The following is a 14,850-nucleotide window of genomic DNA, read 5'->3' as shown; positions in this document are numbered from 1 at the left end:
CCAGAATAATCCTAATTTAAGATTTCCGGACACGGACCGCGCCCCGGGGCGCGGCGGTATTCCCGGGGCCCGAGGACGTGCCAGGCTGACTCTCGGCGGGTGTGATCGGGTCGAGACGCTGTTGAGGAGCGCGCATGGCTGAGCTGGTCTTCGTCGGGTGCTACACCGGCGATGCGGGGAACGGCACCGGGATCACGACGCTCTCGCGGTCACCGTCGGGCGAGCTCGGGGAGATCGCGACGCTGCCGCTGGAGTCGCCGTCGTGGCTGGTGCGCCACCCGTCGCTGCCGGTTCTCTACGCGGCCAACGAGACCACCGCGGGTGGCGTGACGGCGTTGACGTTCGACGCTTCGGGCTCGTTGTCGGTGCTCGGCACGGCGGAAACGGGCGGCGCGCACCCGTGCCACCTGGCGGTGACCCCGGACGGCCGGTTCCTGTTGTGCGCCAACTACTCCGGGGGCAGCGTGGCGGTGTTCTCGCTGGCCGAGTCGGGCGCCCTGGTGTCACGGACGGCTCTGGTGCAGCACAGCGGCAGCGGCCCGGTCGCCGACCGTCAGGAAGCCGCGCACGTCCACATGGCCGTCCCGTCGCCGGACGGTTCCGTCGTCAGCGCGGTCGACCTGGGCACGGACGAAATCCGCAGCTACACGCTGACTCCGTCGGGTTCCCTCGAGCCGCTGGCGGTGTCCGCACTGCCGCCGGGCACGGGACCGCGCCAGCTGGTGCGCCGTCCCGGCACGGACCTGGCCTACGTCGTCGGCGAGCTGGCCGGGACGCTGGTCACGGTGCGCGAGACGGCGCCGGGCGCGTTCGAAGTGGTGGCGTCGGCTTCTTCGACGTTGTCCTCGGTGAAGCCCAACCTGGTCGCCCACCTGGAACTGGCGGACTCCCGGCTGTACGTGTCGAACCGCGGGCCGGACTGCGTGACGGAGTTCGCGCTGGACGACGCGGCGGCGGTGGCGGACCAGCCGTGCGGCAAGAACCCGCGGCACTTCGCGCTGGTGGACGGAACGTGTTACGTGGCGGCGCAGTCGGAGGACGCGATCACGGCGTTCACGCTGACCGCGTCCGGAGAGGCGGACCTGCGGTACTACCCGACGGGCTCGCCGACGTTCGTGCTGCCGGTTTCCCAGTCTTGACCCGGCGTTCATAATGCGGTCATCACCTGCCGGCTGAGAGGGCCTTCCATTGACCGAACACCGGCCACGCGGGTTGCACGGCCAGACCGTGGAAGCACTGGCCAGCCGGATCCTCTCCGACGAGTGGGGCGAGGGCACCGTCCTGGACCTGCCCGCGCTGCGCGAAGAGCTCGACATCAGCCTGACCGCGCTGCGCGAAGCGCTGAAGGTGCTGGCGGCCAAGGGCATGATCGACGCCCGGCAGAAGCGGGGCACCTTCGTCCAGCCGCGCGAGAAGTGGAACATGCTCGACGCCGACGTCATGCGCTGGCAGACCGCGGCCGCCGACGACCCCGGGCTGCTCGACGAACTCACCGAGGTCCGCGCGGTCGTCGAACCCGCCGCCGCCCGGATCGCCGCCGATCGCGCTACCGAAGAAGACCTCGAGTCGCTGCGGGAAGCGCTCGCCGACATGGCCGCCGCGGGCGACGATCCGGAAGCGAGCGTCCAGGCCGACCTCGCCTTCCACCGGCGGCTGATGGCCGCCACGCACAACAACTTCCTGGTGCGGATGGAGCGGATCATCGCGATCGGGCTGGCCGAGCGCGACAAGCTCGTGCACGGCGCCCCGACCGCGGAAGACCCGGTGCCGAGCCACCGGAAGGTGTTCGACGCGATCGTCGCGGGCGACCCGGCCGCGGCCGAGCAGGCGATGCTCACCCTCGTCACCAAGGCCCAGGACGACCTGGAGAAAGCTCAGCGCACCCGGTCGTGAGTGGTAATTCAGGTTAGAACCCTACTTACCACTCACGAGGAGCCGCGGTAGAAGGCTCACTCCGCGAGGGCGGCCTGGAGCATCCGGGCGGCGGCCGCGCGGGGCTCCGGGTCGACCTCGACCAGCGCGTTGACCACCGCGCCGTCGACCAGCGCGACCAGCCGCGCCAGCTCGGTGGCGGTGACCGGGGTGCCCGAGCGGGCGAAGATCTCCGTCAGCAGCTCGTTGAGCTGGGCCGACAGCGTCCGCATCAGCGGCCGCAGGTACTTGCGGCGGCCGGTGGCGACCAGCCGCTCGTACCGCAGCAGGACGGCTTCGGCGTCGGCCGCCGGATCGCCGCTCTCCGGGCCGAGCAGCATGTCCAGCACCAGGCCGACGGTCGCCTGCACCCCGCGGTTGCGGGTCGCGAGCTCCTCCAGCCGGCGGCGGCCGGTGGCCAGCTCGGCGTTCGCATGGTGCTCGACGGCCGCCGTGACCAGGTCTTCCAGCGAATCGAAGTAGTACGTCGTCGACGCGAGCGGCAGGCCCGCCCGTTCCGCGACCGCCCGGTGCCGCACCGCGTCGAACCCGCCCTCGACGAGCAGTTTCGCGGCGGCCTCGACGAGCGCGGCACGCCGTCGCTCCCCCTTCGGGGTGGTCGCAGCGGTCATGGCCGGTCATTCTGCCAACCGGGCGGCCCCGGGCTCAGAACTGGGGCGCGAGATCGCGGGCGAACCGGTCCACCTGGCCCGCGTACGGCGCCGGCGCTCCGGCGGAAGGCACGCTGACCAGCACCAGCACCCCTCCCGACGCCGTCCCCACCCGCGCGGTGACCGTGCCTGCCGGCTGGGACCTGAAGACCTCCGGGATGCCCTTCGGGTACACCGCCGCGGCGACTTCGCCGCCCGGGACCGGGAACCCGGCGGACCGCGACACCGTCGAACATGCGCCGCCCGGAACGGCCTGGGCGGCGACGACGTGGCCGGGGAGCTCGCCAGCGAGGGCAGTGGCGAGCTCCCCGTCCACCTGTTCGCACCCGGAGGCGCCTTCGGCCAGCTGGCCGGTCTTCCCGTCCCCGCTACCCCCCTGCTGAGGTGGCTGGGCCGGGAAGTTCGGTGACTCCCCGCCGACTTGAGGACGCATCGAGCCGTCCCCGGGTTGCCCGGAGTCCGGCGACCCGTGCGCGGATACGGCGTTGCCCGCCGCGGTCATCGACTTGGGGATGTCCCCGGACAGCTGGCCGTACAGACCGAACCCGGCGACGACCAGCACGGCGGCCCCCAGCCCGGCGGTGAGCCGGTTGCGGCGGCGGACGGTCTGGCGGCGGGATTCGCGGACGACGTCGCCCTGGGTGAACGACGGTTCGGGGGTGTCACCGGGCGCGGCGGAGAACAACGAACGCAGCTCCTGCTCATCCATTGGTCTCCACCTCCCGTTCGAGGACCTGCCTCAGGTTCGCCAGCCCGCGCGCGGTCTGGCTCTTCACGTTGCCTTCGCTGCAGCCCAGCGCCTTCGCCGCGCCGGTCACGTCGAGCCCTTCGAAGAACCGCATGACCAGCACCGCCCGCTGCTTGGGCGGCACTTCCTTCAACGCCGCGAGCAGGTCCTCCCTGGTCGCGACGAGGTCGTCGAGGCCGGGTGTGTCGTCGGACGGCTCGGGCAGCGTCTCGGTCTGCCACTCGCGCCGCCACGGACGCCGCGATTCGTCGATCGACGCCCGGACGAGCGTCTTGCGGACGTACGCGTCGGTCGCCGCGCGATCCCTGATCTTCTTCCACCTCCGGTGCAGTGCCACGAACGCCGTCTGCGCGAGGTCGTCCGCACGGTGCCAGTCGCCGCAGAGCATGTACGCGGTCCGGCGCACGGCGTCCCGCCTGGCGGCGAAGTACTCCGCGAACTCCTGCTCGTCGCGCTGGTCCACGCGCAGTCGTGCTCCGCTCGGTCGTCGGTCGTCCGGAAGGACGGAATCAGGGGCGTCCACGGTTGCACGGACCGGCCGGGTTCGACCACTCCATGGCTCATTGATCTCCACGACGTGGGTGTGATGTGATCGGTCTGTGACCTTCTCCCCGCCCGTACTGGACTTCCGTTCCGACACTGTCACCCGGCCCGACGACACGATGCGGGCGGCGATGGCCTCCGCCGAGGTCGGGGACAACGTCCTCGAACGCGACCCCACGGTCGCCGAACTGGAGGAGCGGGCGGCGCACCTCCTGGGCATGCCGGCCGCGCTCTGGGTGCCGAGCGGGACCATGGCCAACCTGATCGCGCTGAGCCTGCACCTGCAGCGCGGTGACCGGTTCCTCGCCACCCGGGGCGCGCACGTGCTGGTCAACGAGCTGGGTTCGGCGGCGTGGCTGGCCTCCGGCATGCCGGACATCCTCGAGCACGACGGCGGCCCGGGCCGCCCGTCACCCGACGCCCTCGCGGCCGCGATCGGACAACCCGGGCCGTACTTCACATTACGGACATCGCTGCTCTGCCTCGAAAACACCCACAACGCGGCCGGGGGCGCGGTGACCCCGCCCGACGAGCACGCCCAGCTGCTGTCCGTCGCCAAGGAAGCGGGCCTGACCGTGCACCTCGACGGCGCCCGGCTGTGGCAGGCCGCGGTCGCGCTCGAAGTGCCACCGGCCGCGCTGACCGTCGGCGTCGACACCGTGTCGGCCTGCTTCAGCAAGGGCCTCGGCGCGCCGGTCGGCTCGGTCGTCGCGGGCAGCGCGACCTTCGTCGAGCGGGCCCGCCGGATGCGGCAGATGCTCGGCGGCGGCGTCCGGCAGGGCGGCGTACTGGCCGCGGCCTGCCTGATCGCCCTCGACCGCATCCCCGACCTGGCCGAGTCGCACGAGAACGCCCAGCGGCTCGCCGACGGCCTGCGCGAATACGGCTGGCCGACCAACACGCCCGACACCAACATCGTGCTCGCCGAAGTCCCCGACATCCCGACCGCGCTCGCCTGGCTCGACTCACTCGGCGTCCGCGCGGTGCCGATGGCGGGCAAGGTCCGGTTCGTCACCCACCGGGACCTCAGCGCGACCGACGTCGAAGAAGCACTGCGCCGGATCAAGACCGGCGCCTGACGGGATCCTGGGGGACCTGATGAACTGGATCGTGTTCGACTACGGCGACGTGCTCAGCAAGCCGAGCGCCGCCCTGCCCGGCCTGGCCGCGGCGATGGGCGCACCGCTGCCGGAGTTCCTGAAGGCGTACTGGGAACACCGGATTCCCTACGACGCCGGCAGCACCCCGCTCGAGTACTGGCAGGCCGTGGGCAACGCCGTGGGCGCACCCGTCGACGAGGCGCTGGCGGCCGAGCTGACCCGCGTCGACGTCGAGGGCTGGGGTCACCTGGAGCCGTCGGCGGCGGCGCTGCTCGAAGCGCTCTCCGAAGCCGGCGCGAACCTGGCGCTGCTCTCGAACGCCCCGGTCGCGTTCGGCGAGTGGGTCCGCGCGCAGGACTGGGCGCGGCACTTCCGCGTCACGCTGTTCTCGGGCGACGTCCGGTGCGTCAAGCCGGACGCCAAGATCTTCCGCCTCCTGCTCGACGACCTCGGCGCCGAACCGGCCGACTGTCTCTTCTTCGACGACCGGGAGACCAATGTGGAGGGAGCACGGGCGGTCGGGCTCCGAGCGCACGTGTGGAACGGCGCCGACGCGGCCCGCGCCTGGCTGGACTGACGACTCACCCGCACCGCACGGCCGCCTACCCGCCGTGATCTCCATGACCTAGGCTGAGCGTCCCCACACTCCCCGGCAGGTGCGCATGGTGACGAGCGAACGACCCTCGGCCAACGTCGATTTCGAACGGCCGAGCATCGCTCGCGTCACCGACGCGCTGCTGGGCGGGCAGAACCACTACGAGCCCGATCGCGCCGTCCTGCGGCAGCTGACGGCGATCGCGCCGGAAGCCCCGGCGATGGCGCGGGAAGTCCGGCAGTGGCTGGTGCGCGCCGTCCGCTACCTGACCGAGCGGCTGGCCGTCGACCAGTTCCTCGACCTCGCGTCCGGCTTCCCGGCGCCGGAGAACACCCACCAGGTGGCGCAGAAGTACAACCCGGAGGCGCACGTCGTCTACGTCGCCGACGACCCGGTGGTGTCGGCGCACAGCCGGGCCCTGCTCGTCGACAACGACTTCACGCACGTCTGCGGCACCGACCCGCTGAACCCCGGCGAGACGCTCGCCGGGGTCGAGCGGTTCATCGACTTCGACCGGCCCGCCGGGCTCGTGCTCTGCGGGGTCGTCGACCACATCGCCGACCTCCAGCAGGCGCAGCAGGTGGTCAAGTCCTACGTCGGCGCGCTGGCACCCGGCTCGTACCTGCTCCTGCTGCACCAGCACAACCCGGACGACGGCTCCGACGCGGCCGGCGTCGCGGCCTCCCTGCAGGACCGGTTCGGCAGCATCGGGCTCGACACGCGCTACCGCACGCGGGCCGAGATCGCGTCGTTCTTCGACGGCCTCGACCTGCTCGAGCCCGGGCTGACCGCACCGCACCTGTGGTGGCCGGACGGGCCGCGCCTGGCGCCGCTGACGCCGGTCAACTGGACGGCGCTGAGCGGCGTGGCCCGGATCCCTTAGTAGCGGTTGATGCGCCGCGGGTCCTTCTTGCCGCCGGTGATCGCCTTGTAGCCGGCGGCACCGAGGAGGACGACACCGCCGATGATCGCGCCCCACAGCACGACCTTGAACACGAAGCCGATCACGGCGCCCAGCACCATGAACGCCACCCAGGCGACGATCAGGCCGCCGACGATCTTCCAGAACATGGTTCCTCCGATGTCTCCCCGTGGCCCCACCGGCCCGATGCCTCCACACTGCCACCCGGCGCGGTGAAACTCCCCTCGGAGCGGCAACGTTCGGGGTTTATTCAGGGTTCCCCCTGGCCAGCCATGACCCGAGCCGCCGGACCCCTTCGTCGATGTCCTCGGCGCTGCCGGCGAAGGAGAACCGCACGTACTTGCCGCCGTCGACCGGGTCGAAGTCGACGCCGGGGGTGATGGCGAGCCCGGTGTCGGCGAGCAGCCGCTGGCACCAGCTCAGGCTGTCGTGGGTGTACGCGCTGACGTCGGCGTACGCGTAGAAGGCGCCGTCGGCCGGGGCGAGCTCGCCGAGGCCGATCCGCTGCAGGCCGGCGAAGAGGCGATCGCGGTTGGCGCGGTACCGCTCGACGTGCGCGTCGGCCTCCGCGTACGCCTCGGGCGTGAAGGCGGCGAGGGCCGCGTACTGCGAAACGGCGGGCGGGCAGATGGTGAAGTTGCCGGTCAGGACGTCGATCGCGCGGTGCAGCCGCTGCGGGGCGAGCATCCAGCCGAGCCGCCAGCCGGTCATCGCGAAGTACTTCGAGAAGCTGCCGAGCACGATCGGCTCGCGCCCGTACTGCCACGCGCAGTCGAGCTCGGCGCCGTAGGAGATGCCGTGGTAGATCTCGTCGCTGATCAGCTGGACGCCGTGGGAGGAGCACCAGCCGGTGATGGCGGCGAGCTCGCCGGGCGGCAGGACCGTGCCGGTGGGGTTGCTGGGGCTGGCCACGATCAGGCCGTCGATCGGCCCGAGCCGGTCGAGCAGTTCGACGGTGGGCTGGAAGTTCGTCTCGGCGGTGGTGGCGAACTCGACGACCTCGCAGCCGAGGACGGAGAGCAGGTTGCGGTAGGCCGGGTAGCCGGGCCGCGCCATGGCGACCTTCGCGCCGGGGTCGAAGGCGCTGAGGAAGGCGAGCAGGAAACCGCCGGACGACCCGGTGGTCAGGACGACGTCGTGCGCCTGGACATCGACGTCGTACCGCTTCCGGTAGTGCCCGGCGACGGCCTCGCGCAGCTCGGGGATGCCGAGCTGTTCGGTGTAGCCGAGGGTGCTCTTCTGAAGAGCCTCCTGGGCGGCTTCGAGCACCGGCTTCGGCGCGGGCGCGGAGGGCTGCCCGGCCGCGAGGGACACGAGATCGCCGTGACTGCGCTGCCGGGCCCCGGCCGCGGAGAGGACGTCCATGACGTGGAAGGGCGGCACACCGGCCCGCAGCGCGGGCCCGGCGAAAGCTCCGAGGTCGGCCATGCGGCCAGGCTAGTAGCCGCGGTAGGCACCACCGTGGGCCATGGCCTTGATGCCGGGCACGTTGTCGAGGCTGCCGTACCGGTCGAAGGAGTACCGCACGCCGGCGATGATGTTGTCGACCGGGTTGTAGATGTTGTCGTGGCCGGGGAGCTTGTGCGCGTTGAACGTGGAGTCGATGCACTGCATGAGCCCCTTGGACGGGTGCCCCGCGGCGGCATTGCTGTCCCAGTTGTTGATAGCGTTCGGATTTCCGCCGGATTCGTGCTGGATAATGGCCCAAATCTTGGGGATATCCGCGTCCGTCACCGGAATGCCCGCGGCCTGAAGGGCCTTCATGGCTTCCTGAATCCATTGTTGCACATTGCCGGGAGGCGGCGAAGAAGGCGGGCCGCCACTCGGCCCGAGGCCGCCGCCACCCCCGCCTCCGCCACCCCCACCGCCGCCTCCGCCGCCGTGGGAGGAGCCGTTGCTGTGGATGCCGCCCGTGCTCTTGGGGGCCGACGCCGAGCTGCTCGGGAGCGGGACCTGGTCGTAGCCGCCCTCGATCTGCTGGGACATCAGGGTCTGCGACGCCTTGATCGCCGTGTCGGCCTGGGTCTGCAGGCCCGTCACGTCGCCGTCGAAGCCGGCGGTGATGGTGTGGATGTCCGTCTTCGCGGTGGCCAGGATCTGGTCGGCGCTGGGACTGGGCCCCGGCTTGCCTTCTTCGTGCGCTTTCTTCGCCGCGGCCAAGGCGTTGTTGATGTCCGTTTCGGCCTTGGCGTTGCGCTCGTTGACCGCCTTTTCCGCGGCCAGCTGCTTGTCCCCGACGTTCTTCTTGATCTGGTCGAGGGACTTCGCGAGGTCGTCGAGGTCCTTGGCGACGTCCTCGAGGTGGGTTTGCACCTTGGTGCCGGCGTCGCGGACCTGGCGGACGTACTGGAAGAACTGGTCCGCCGCCGGGCCGGCCCACACGCTGCCGTTGAGCGCGTCTGTCGAATTCTTCAGGGACGCATTGTGGTCACCGGCGTTCTTGCCCGCCTCGCGGAACTGCGCGGCGGCCGCGGTGATCTTTCCCAAATCGACCTTTTCGACCTGGTCGACCTTCTTCATGAAGGCGTCCCAATTGTCCGGCGTTCCGGCGCCGACCGCGTTCAAACCCACTCTGATGCCCCCACCCAGCTCACTTGTCGACGTGCAGTTGCAGATCGCTCGCGCCGACCTGGTCGGTCTCGGCGATCAGCCCGGCGGCCTTGCGCATGGCGAACCCCAGCGCCTCCATGTGCCTGCCCGCGGCGTCGAACTGGTTGTGCACGCCGTCCTTGAACTTGCCGACCGCGCCGTGCGCGTCGCCCGTTTCGTCCATCCCGCCGAAGGGGCTTTCCTTCTCGTGGTCCAGGCCGGTGACCTTCTGCTTGGACTTTTCGAACTCGTCCTTCAGCTTCTCCACCTGGCGGGCCGCGATCGCCATCGATTCGGTGTCGTAGACAGGCACGGTTCGTCATCCCCTTCGGAAACTTGTCTCCGCCCGATCGGACGTCGCCATGACCAGGACGGTTCCCGCGTTCACCTTAGGACTTCACCCGGTGCGCGGGTACGGATCTCCGCCAACTTCCACCCCAGCGGGGTCAGGCCTCCGCCACCAGCTCACGGATCCTCGTCGCCAGCAGTGCGTTGTCCGCCGGGGTGACGGTGGCCCACTCGCGGCCGTCGCCGTCGCGGCCCACCTGGAACAGGTAGCGGCCCGCGTCCGTGTCGAAGAACGCCACGACCCGGCCTGCCCGGTGCACCACGCCGTCGCGCGAGGTGCGTTCCGCGCCGAACTGGCCGCGGGCCTCCTGGCCCAGCAGCATGCCGGAGAGCTCCTGGGCCTGGAACAGCGGTATCCCGCGGTCCTCCAACGCCGTGACGAGCGCCTTCGCGTCACCCTTCGCCGCCGCGTCGGCGGACTTCACGACGTCGTAGGGGAGGCTGACCGTCTGGCCGATGCCGGGGCCCAGGTCACCCGCCACCGAGACCGCGGCGTCCGCCAGGCCGTCCTCGGTGGCCGGGATCAGCCACACCTCGCCGTTGTCCACCACACCCAGCACCGCCTGGCCGCGCAGGCTGACCGCGCGGCCGCGGATCTCGCGCTCCGCCCACACCCACACGTCGATGGCGGTCTGCGGGCGGGCCAGCAGGTGCAGCAGGTCGGCCAGCTCGCCGGACACCCGCCGGTTGCGGGCCAGGCGCCGCTCGCTCAGCGACGCCCACGCCGACTCGACCAGCTCCAGCCGCTCGCTGCGGGTGGTTCCGTCGCTCGGCACGTCGAGCGCGACGTGCCGCCGGGGCAGTTCGAAGGATTCCCAGAGCACGTCGAACTCGAGGGCCGACAGGACGAGCGACACGGTCAGCGCCCGTCCCCGCCGTGGTCGCCGAGCACGTCGCGGGTAACCATCCGCTGGTCGGCGAACAGGTCCTGGTCGTCGACGCCGTACCGGCGGACGTGTTCGGCGTCCTCCTCCTGCGGTGCCGCCTCGGACAGGAACTTCGACTCGCCGGGCTGCTGCTTCGGGCTGATCTGCTCCGACTTGCGCAGCGCGACGGCTTCCTCCTCGGGCAGCTCACCGACCGGCAGCGGCCGCACCGGGCCCTTCGGCCCGCTCTTCTCGCGCCGCTCACGTTCCTTGTCGCCGCTCAGCGCGCCACCGGCGACGCCCGCGCCGATCGCCGCCGCGCCGGCCCCGATGTCGCCGGGGGTCGCACCGGGCTTGCCCACGAACCCGCGCTCGCCGGTGTACTGACCGGGCTGGAGCGGGGCCTGCGGCATCGCGCCGACCGTGCGGCCCTTGGCCAGCGCGCTGTCCGGGCCGCGGCCGGCGGAGCTGTCGATGCCGGCCGAACCGCCGGGCGCGCCGCCGCCCCCGCCGCCACTGCCACTGCCGCCGAGCGACTTGATCGGCGTCGTCGCGGGCGACGAGCCGGGCGGCTGGGCGCCGGGCGCACCCGGCGGGCAGAACGGGTCGCCCTGGCCGCCCGTCCCCGGGCCGGGGGTGACGCGGCCGGACGGGTCGCCGGAGGTGCCGCGGCCCGGGGTGTGGACCCAGCCCGGCCCGGGCTGGGTGACCGGCGGCTTCGCGCCCGACGGCGTCGTCGAACCCGGCGTCGACGAACTCGGCGTCGTGGGCTGGGCCTGCGCGGCCGCGGCGCCGGCCGTGCCGACCGAGCCGGTCTGGCGCGAGGGCTGCTGCGTGGGCCCGGCGGGCTGCTGTGCCGCGACGCCGTAGGCCGGGGTCGGCGGATCGGCGTGCACGGTGTGGGACACCGGCTGCACCACCGGCGGGTCGACGCGCACCGACCGGACCTTGTCCGAGGCCGGTTTCACGCCGCCGTCCGGGGTCACCGCGACCGCGGCGCCGGCGACGTCCAGCACCCCCGGCTTGATGCCCGGGGCAGCCAGCTTCAGGGACTCCGGGTCGGACAGCGCCTGCGTGGAGAGCAGGTTCGAGCCGCTCTGCTGCGCGTACTCGTTCAAGGCCTGCTGAGCCTGGGCCTTGGCGTCGTTCGCGGCCTCGACCTGCCGGGCGTGGTCGGTCTCGAAGCCGATGAGGCTCATCAGCAGGCCGTCGGTGAGGGTGAAGCCGCCCGCACCCTTCCGGACCGTCTCGGCGTCCGGCAGCTTGTACTTCGTCCGGTTGAAGGCCTCGCCCTGCTCGAACACCATTTCCGCGGCGTGCGCGACCTTCGCGGTGGCGTCCTGGGAGAAGCCGGCCTGCTCGGTGAACACCTGGCTGGCCGCGCCGCCGGCCTGGCTCTGCCATTCGACGCCGAGCTCGAGCAGCTGCGCGCGCAGCGTCTGGTCGGTGTGGGCGAGCGCGGTCGCGACGGCCTTCAGCGCGTCGACGGCGGTGCCGATGCTGCCGGTGCCGTCACCGTTGATCATCCGGGTGATCTGGTCGGCGATCGCGGTGTTGGTCCAGCCGTCGAACCGGTGGTTCTGGATCCCGGCCGCGAGCTCGGAGAATTCCACGCGCCCTCCCTAGTTGCGTGCTTTCAGGGACTGCAACGCCAGGTCGGCGGCGTGCGCCGACATGTCGCACAGCTGCGGCTGCGTGAGCTTGCCGCGGGTGATGGCGAAGGTCTGGACGGCCAGCGTCTGGCCCTTCGCGACGCCGACGAGCGTCTCGCAGTCGGCCGGGTCGCCGGCCGCGCGGTAGTTCGTCAGCGCCGGATAGCCGCCGATGGTCTTCGGCTCGGTGGTCATGCTGTTCTTCTTGCGGGTACCGGTGATCCACTGGTCGAGGTCCGCCGGCACCGCCCGCACGTGGTAGGCGTGCACCGGCTCGGCGGCGTCGGCGTCGAACACGCAGGCCGGGCCGTCCTGCTCCGAAGCCGCGCGCGGGGCGCTGTTGATCTTGAGCGCGTCGAGCTGGACCTGGGGAAAGATCTCGCACAGGTTGACGCCCTGCAGCGACAGATCGGCTGGCCGCTGCGGCAGCTGGGCGGCCTTGGCGCTCAGCGAGGCGGCCGTGGCGGCCGTCTCGACCGGGTACGGCGTGCCTTCGGTGCCCGCGGAGCAGCCGGCGAGCGCCGCCGTCGCGAGCACGCCTCCGGCGATCCGGTTACGCACCGTGCTTGCCGCGGTCACCGAACACCGCCGCCTTCTCCTCTTCGCTGACCTTGTAGTCCTTCGCGGCTTCGCGCAGCTGCTCCACCAGGCGCTTCAGGCCGGCGACGTACTCGCGGACCTGCCCGGCGTAGGAGCGGTCGCCGTCGGCGATCAGGGTGTTCCAGGCCTGGACCGACTGCGTGCTGATCACGTCCGCGGACGGCGCGTCGATCCGCAGCTGGCCGAGCTTGGTCAGCAGCTGGTCTTCGAGGGCGTTGGCCTGCTCTTCGACGATCCGGGCGACGTCGAGCAGCTTGTCCGGGTGGACCAGGACGTCCGCGGCCGCAGGCGCCACCGGGACGGCCGAACTCAGGTCTTGCGGGGGTCCGGGTGGCGAAGCCCCCGGCCCGGGGCGAAGCCCCGGAACAACGCTGTCGTACGAGGGTCCTGACATGCGCTCCCCTGACGTCATACGGACAGTGACCGGCCGGTTTCCATCGAGGCTACCAACGCGAATGTGACAGCAGTCTGAGTTTGGACGAAGACTGCGCCCGGCCGGTTCCCCCGATCCGTGGAATCAGGCGCGCTGTTTCGCCGTCGGCGCGCCGATCTCGCCGTTCGCGGCCTTCAGTGCGATGTCCGTGCGGTGGTGGGAGCCCGCGAGGTGCACCTTTTCGACGGTCTCGTAGGCGTGCTTGCGCGCCGACTTGAGCGTCTTGCCGGTGCCGACGACCGAGAGCACGCGGCCGCCGGCGGAGACGACGGCGCCGTCGTCCCGGCGGCGGGTGCCGGCGTGCAGGACGCCTTCCAGCTCGGCCCCGGTGATGACGTCCCCGGTGTGCGGCTTGCCCGGGTAGCCGTCGGCGGCGATCACGACGGTGACCGCGGCGCCGCCCGACCACTCCAGCGGCGGGTGCTCGGCGAGCTTGCCGGTGGCGGTGGCGTGCATGAGCCCGGCGATCGGGGTGCGCAGCAGTGCCAGCACGACCTGCGTCTCCGGGTCGCCGAAGCGGCAGTTGAATTCGATGACCTGCGGGCCGTCGGAGGTCAGCGCGAGGCCGGCGTAGAGCAGGCCGGAGAACGGCGCGCCCCGGTTGACCAGCTCGTCGGCGACCGGCTGGACGACGGTCTCGACCAGCTCGTCGACCAGGTTTTCGGGCGCCCAGGGCAGCGGCGCGTAGGCACCCATGCCGCCGGTGTTCGGGCCGGCGTCGCCGTCGCCGACGCGCTTGAAGTCCTGCGCGGGCAGCAGCGGGACGACGGTGTTGCCGTCGACGAAGCAGAACAGCGAGGCTTCCGGGCCGTCCAAATAGGACTCGAGGAGGACCGGGTGCCCGCCGTCGAGCAGCATGATGGCGTGCTTGCGCGCGACGTCGATGTCCGGCGTGACGACGACGCCCTTGCCGGCGGCGAGGCCGTCGTCCTTGACGACCCAGGTGGGGCCGAAGCGGGCGAGCGCGGCATCGAGCCGGGCGGGGTTGTCGACGACCTCGCTGCGCGCGGTGGGCACGTTCGCGGCGGCCATGACGTCCTTCGCGAAGGCCTTCGACCCTTCGATCCGCGCGGCGGCGGCCGAGGGGCCGAAGCAGGCGATGCCGGCCTTGCGGACAGCATCGGCGACGCCGGCGACGAGCGGCACCTCGGGCCCGACCACGACGAGGTCTGCCTGCCAGCTCTTCGCGAGCCCGGCGACGGCCTCGGGATCGGCGGCATCGACGCCGAGCTGCTCGGCGACCGCGGCGGTCCCGGCGTTGCCGGGCGCACAGGCCAGGGCGGTGACGGCGGGGTCGCCGGACGCCGCGAGGACGAGTGCATGCTCCCGGGCGCCGGAGCCGATTACCAGTACGCGCACGCCGCACAGCGTATCCGGCCGGGTTCGCGGGGGACATCGCGCCGTCGCCGGGGTGGGTTCGGGTGGGTTGGCCGCGGCCGCGGCCGGCCCAGGGGGTGGGTGGCAGGTGGTGGGTTAGGGCCTCGCTGGTTCCGGGCTTGTTCCTGCCCGGGTGCGCTGGGTTGCCCGGGTGACGTTGCTGCTTGGGTGCGCTGGGCTCCGCGGCCCTTGCTCCTGCCCGGGTGCGCCGGTATCCACAAGTCCGCCGGCGTGTGGACAGGTCGGCCTACAGCGCCCGCGATCCGGCAGTTTTGTCCGCCCCCACCGATACGCTGGAAGCGGGGGCAGCCCCCAGGGAGGGCGGGCTCCGGCGAAGTCGGAGGGCCCTTTTCAGGTGGCTCACCGGCGTGAGCGACTGGCTGACCGGCGTGATCGGCAGGCTGCCAGCCTGACCTGCACCACCCAGACCTCCCCGCAACCCCGATCCGAAGCCCCAACACGGCCGGCAGTGCCGGGTCAAGGCACGCTTTCCCG

Annotated in this window: 17 protein-coding genes; 5 read left to right on the top strand and 12 right to left on the bottom strand. The window is 71.8% G+C overall.

The window, feature by feature from the left end:
• Positions 1 to 134: 134 nt before the first annotated feature.
• Positions 135 to 1,139 carry a lactonase family protein gene (locus tag ACWED2_RS18930; RefSeq protein WP_449691785.1) on the top strand — a complete coding sequence of 335 codons (1,005 nt, stop codon included), beginning with the start codon at positions 135 to 137 and terminating at the stop codon, positions 1,137 to 1,139.
• A gap of 49 nt (positions 1,140 to 1,188) precedes the next feature.
• On the top strand, positions 1,189 to 1,893 hold the full coding sequence (locus tag ACWED2_RS18925) for a FadR/GntR family transcriptional regulator (RefSeq protein WP_449691784.1): 705 nt from the start codon (positions 1,189 to 1,191) through the stop codon (positions 1,891 to 1,893).
• A 56-nt stretch (positions 1,894 to 1,949) separates the two neighbouring features.
• On the opposite strand, the gene ACWED2_RS18920 is transcribed toward ACWED2_RS18925, so the two are convergent.
• Genes ACWED2_RS18920 through ACWED2_RS18910 form a run of 3 tightly spaced genes read right to left on the bottom strand, consistent with a single transcriptional unit; the run spans position 1,950 to position 3,793 of the window.
• Positions 1,950 to 2,543: a TetR/AcrR family transcriptional regulator gene (locus tag ACWED2_RS18920; RefSeq protein ID WP_449691783.1), complete on the bottom strand. Its 594-nt coding sequence runs from the start codon at positions 2,541 to 2,543 to the stop codon at positions 1,950 to 1,952.
• A gap of 34 nt (positions 2,544 to 2,577) precedes the next feature.
• Positions 2,578 to 3,291, bottom strand: coding sequence for a hypothetical protein (locus ACWED2_RS18915; RefSeq protein WP_449691782.1), 714 nt, complete (start codon positions 3,289 to 3,291; stop codon positions 2,578 to 2,580).
• Positions 3,284 to 3,793 carry a SigE family RNA polymerase sigma factor gene (locus ACWED2_RS18910; protein ID WP_449662452.1) on the bottom strand — a complete coding sequence of 170 codons (510 nt, stop codon included), beginning with the start codon at positions 3,791 to 3,793 and terminating at the stop codon, positions 3,284 to 3,286. The genes ACWED2_RS18915 and ACWED2_RS18910 overlap by 8 nt, the downstream gene beginning before the upstream one ends.
• A gap of 136 nt (positions 3,794 to 3,929) precedes the next feature.
• On the opposite strand from ACWED2_RS18910, the gene ACWED2_RS18905 reads away from it, so the two are divergent.
• The 3 genes from ACWED2_RS18905 to ACWED2_RS18895 all read left to right on the top strand — a co-directional run bounded on the left by ACWED2_RS18905 (position 3,930) and on the right by ACWED2_RS18895 (position 6,451).
• Positions 3,930 to 4,952, top strand: a complete 1,023-nt coding sequence (locus tag ACWED2_RS18905; protein WP_449691781.1) for a threonine aldolase family protein — start codon at positions 3,930 to 3,932, stop codon at positions 4,950 to 4,952.
• 19 nt (positions 4,953 to 4,971) lie between these two features.
• On the top strand, positions 4,972 to 5,550 hold the full coding sequence (locus ACWED2_RS18900; RefSeq protein WP_449691780.1) for an HAD family hydrolase: 579 nt from the start codon (positions 4,972 to 4,974) through the stop codon (positions 5,548 to 5,550).
• An 85-nt stretch (positions 5,551 to 5,635) separates the two neighbouring features.
• Positions 5,636 to 6,451 (top strand): SAM-dependent methyltransferase, encoded by an 816-nt coding sequence (locus tag ACWED2_RS18895; protein ID WP_449691950.1) that lies wholly within the window; start codon positions 5,636 to 5,638, stop codon positions 6,449 to 6,451.
• Here ACWED2_RS18895 and ACWED2_RS18890 read toward each other — a convergent pair.
• The 9 genes from ACWED2_RS18890 to purD form a co-directional block, all read right to left on the bottom strand.
• On the bottom strand, positions 6,448 to 6,639 hold the full coding sequence (locus ACWED2_RS18890; protein ID WP_449691779.1) for a hypothetical protein: 192 nt from the start codon (positions 6,637 to 6,639) through the stop codon (positions 6,448 to 6,450). The two genes, ACWED2_RS18895 and ACWED2_RS18890, sit on opposite strands and share 4 nt — an antisense overlap.
• A gap of 97 nt (positions 6,640 to 6,736) precedes the next feature.
• Complete coding sequence (locus ACWED2_RS18885) at positions 6,737 to 7,918, bottom strand: pyridoxal phosphate-dependent aminotransferase (RefSeq protein ID WP_449691778.1); 1,182 nt, start codon at positions 7,916 to 7,918, stop codon at positions 6,737 to 6,739.
• A gap of 9 nt (positions 7,919 to 7,927) precedes the next feature.
• Positions 7,928 to 9,061, bottom strand: coding sequence for a transglycosylase SLT domain-containing protein (locus ACWED2_RS18880; RefSeq protein ID WP_449691777.1), 1,134 nt, complete (start codon positions 9,059 to 9,061; stop codon positions 7,928 to 7,930).
• A 19-nt stretch (positions 9,062 to 9,080) separates the two neighbouring features.
• Complete coding sequence (locus ACWED2_RS18875) at positions 9,081 to 9,392, bottom strand: hypothetical protein (RefSeq protein ID WP_449691776.1); 312 nt, start codon at positions 9,390 to 9,392, stop codon at positions 9,081 to 9,083.
• 133 nt (positions 9,393 to 9,525) lie between these two features.
• Positions 9,526 to 10,284: an ESX secretion-associated protein EspG gene (locus ACWED2_RS18870; RefSeq protein ID WP_449691775.1), complete on the bottom strand. Its 759-nt coding sequence runs from the start codon at positions 10,282 to 10,284 to the stop codon at positions 9,526 to 9,528.
• A 2-nt stretch (positions 10,285 to 10,286) separates the two neighbouring features.
• A complete protein-coding gene (locus ACWED2_RS18865) occupies positions 10,287 to 11,906 on the bottom strand; it encodes a hypothetical protein (protein ID WP_449691774.1) in 1,620 nt (539 codons plus the stop codon).
• A gap of 9 nt (positions 11,907 to 11,915) precedes the next feature.
• Positions 11,916 to 12,482 (bottom strand): DUF3558 domain-containing protein, encoded by a 567-nt coding sequence (locus ACWED2_RS18860; protein ID WP_449691949.1) that lies wholly within the window; start codon positions 12,480 to 12,482, stop codon positions 11,916 to 11,918.
• A 16-nt stretch (positions 12,483 to 12,498) separates the two neighbouring features.
• A complete protein-coding gene (locus tag ACWED2_RS18855; protein WP_449691773.1) occupies positions 12,499 to 12,840 on the bottom strand; it encodes a hypothetical protein in 342 nt (113 codons plus the stop codon).
• Positions 12,841 to 13,062: 222 nt separating this feature from the next.
• The gene (gene purD, locus ACWED2_RS18850) at positions 13,063 to 14,337 is read right to left on the bottom strand and encodes a phosphoribosylamine--glycine ligase (RefSeq protein ID WP_449691772.1); all 1,275 of its coding nucleotides are present in this window, start codon (positions 14,335 to 14,337) and stop codon (positions 13,063 to 13,065) included.
• Positions 14,338 to 14,850 lie beyond the last annotated feature (513 nt).

The organism is Amycolatopsis sp. NPDC005003, from assembly GCF_053600695.1.
This window is presented reverse-complemented; position numbering and strand designations above follow the sequence as displayed.

What these genes read in the sequence shown, in the direction of transcription:
- ACWED2_RS18930 (WP_449691785.1), top strand. Translation starts at nt 135, where the DNA reads ATGGCTGAGCTGGTCTTCGTCGGGTGCTACACCGGCGATGCGGGGAAC.
- ACWED2_RS18920 (WP_449691783.1), bottom strand. Translation starts at nt 2,543, where the DNA reads ATGACCGCTGCGACCACCCCGAAGGGGGAGCGACGGCGTGCCGCGCTC.
- ACWED2_RS18915 (WP_449691782.1), bottom strand. Translation starts at nt 3,291, where the DNA reads ATGGATGAGCAGGAGCTGCGTTCGTTGTTCTCCGCCGCGCCCGGTGAC.
- ACWED2_RS18900 (WP_449691780.1), top strand. Translation starts at nt 4,972, where the DNA reads ATGAACTGGATCGTGTTCGACTACGGCGACGTGCTCAGCAAGCCGAGC.
- ACWED2_RS18895 (WP_449691950.1), top strand. Translation starts at nt 5,636, where the DNA reads ATGGTGACGAGCGAACGACCCTCGGCCAACGTCGATTTCGAACGGCCG.
- ACWED2_RS18890 (WP_449691779.1), bottom strand. Translation starts at nt 6,639, where the DNA reads ATGTTCTGGAAGATCGTCGGCGGCCTGATCGTCGCCTGGGTGGCGTTC.
- ACWED2_RS18885 (WP_449691778.1), bottom strand. Translation starts at nt 7,918, where the DNA reads ATGGCCGACCTCGGAGCTTTCGCCGGGCCCGCGCTGCGGGCCGGTGTG.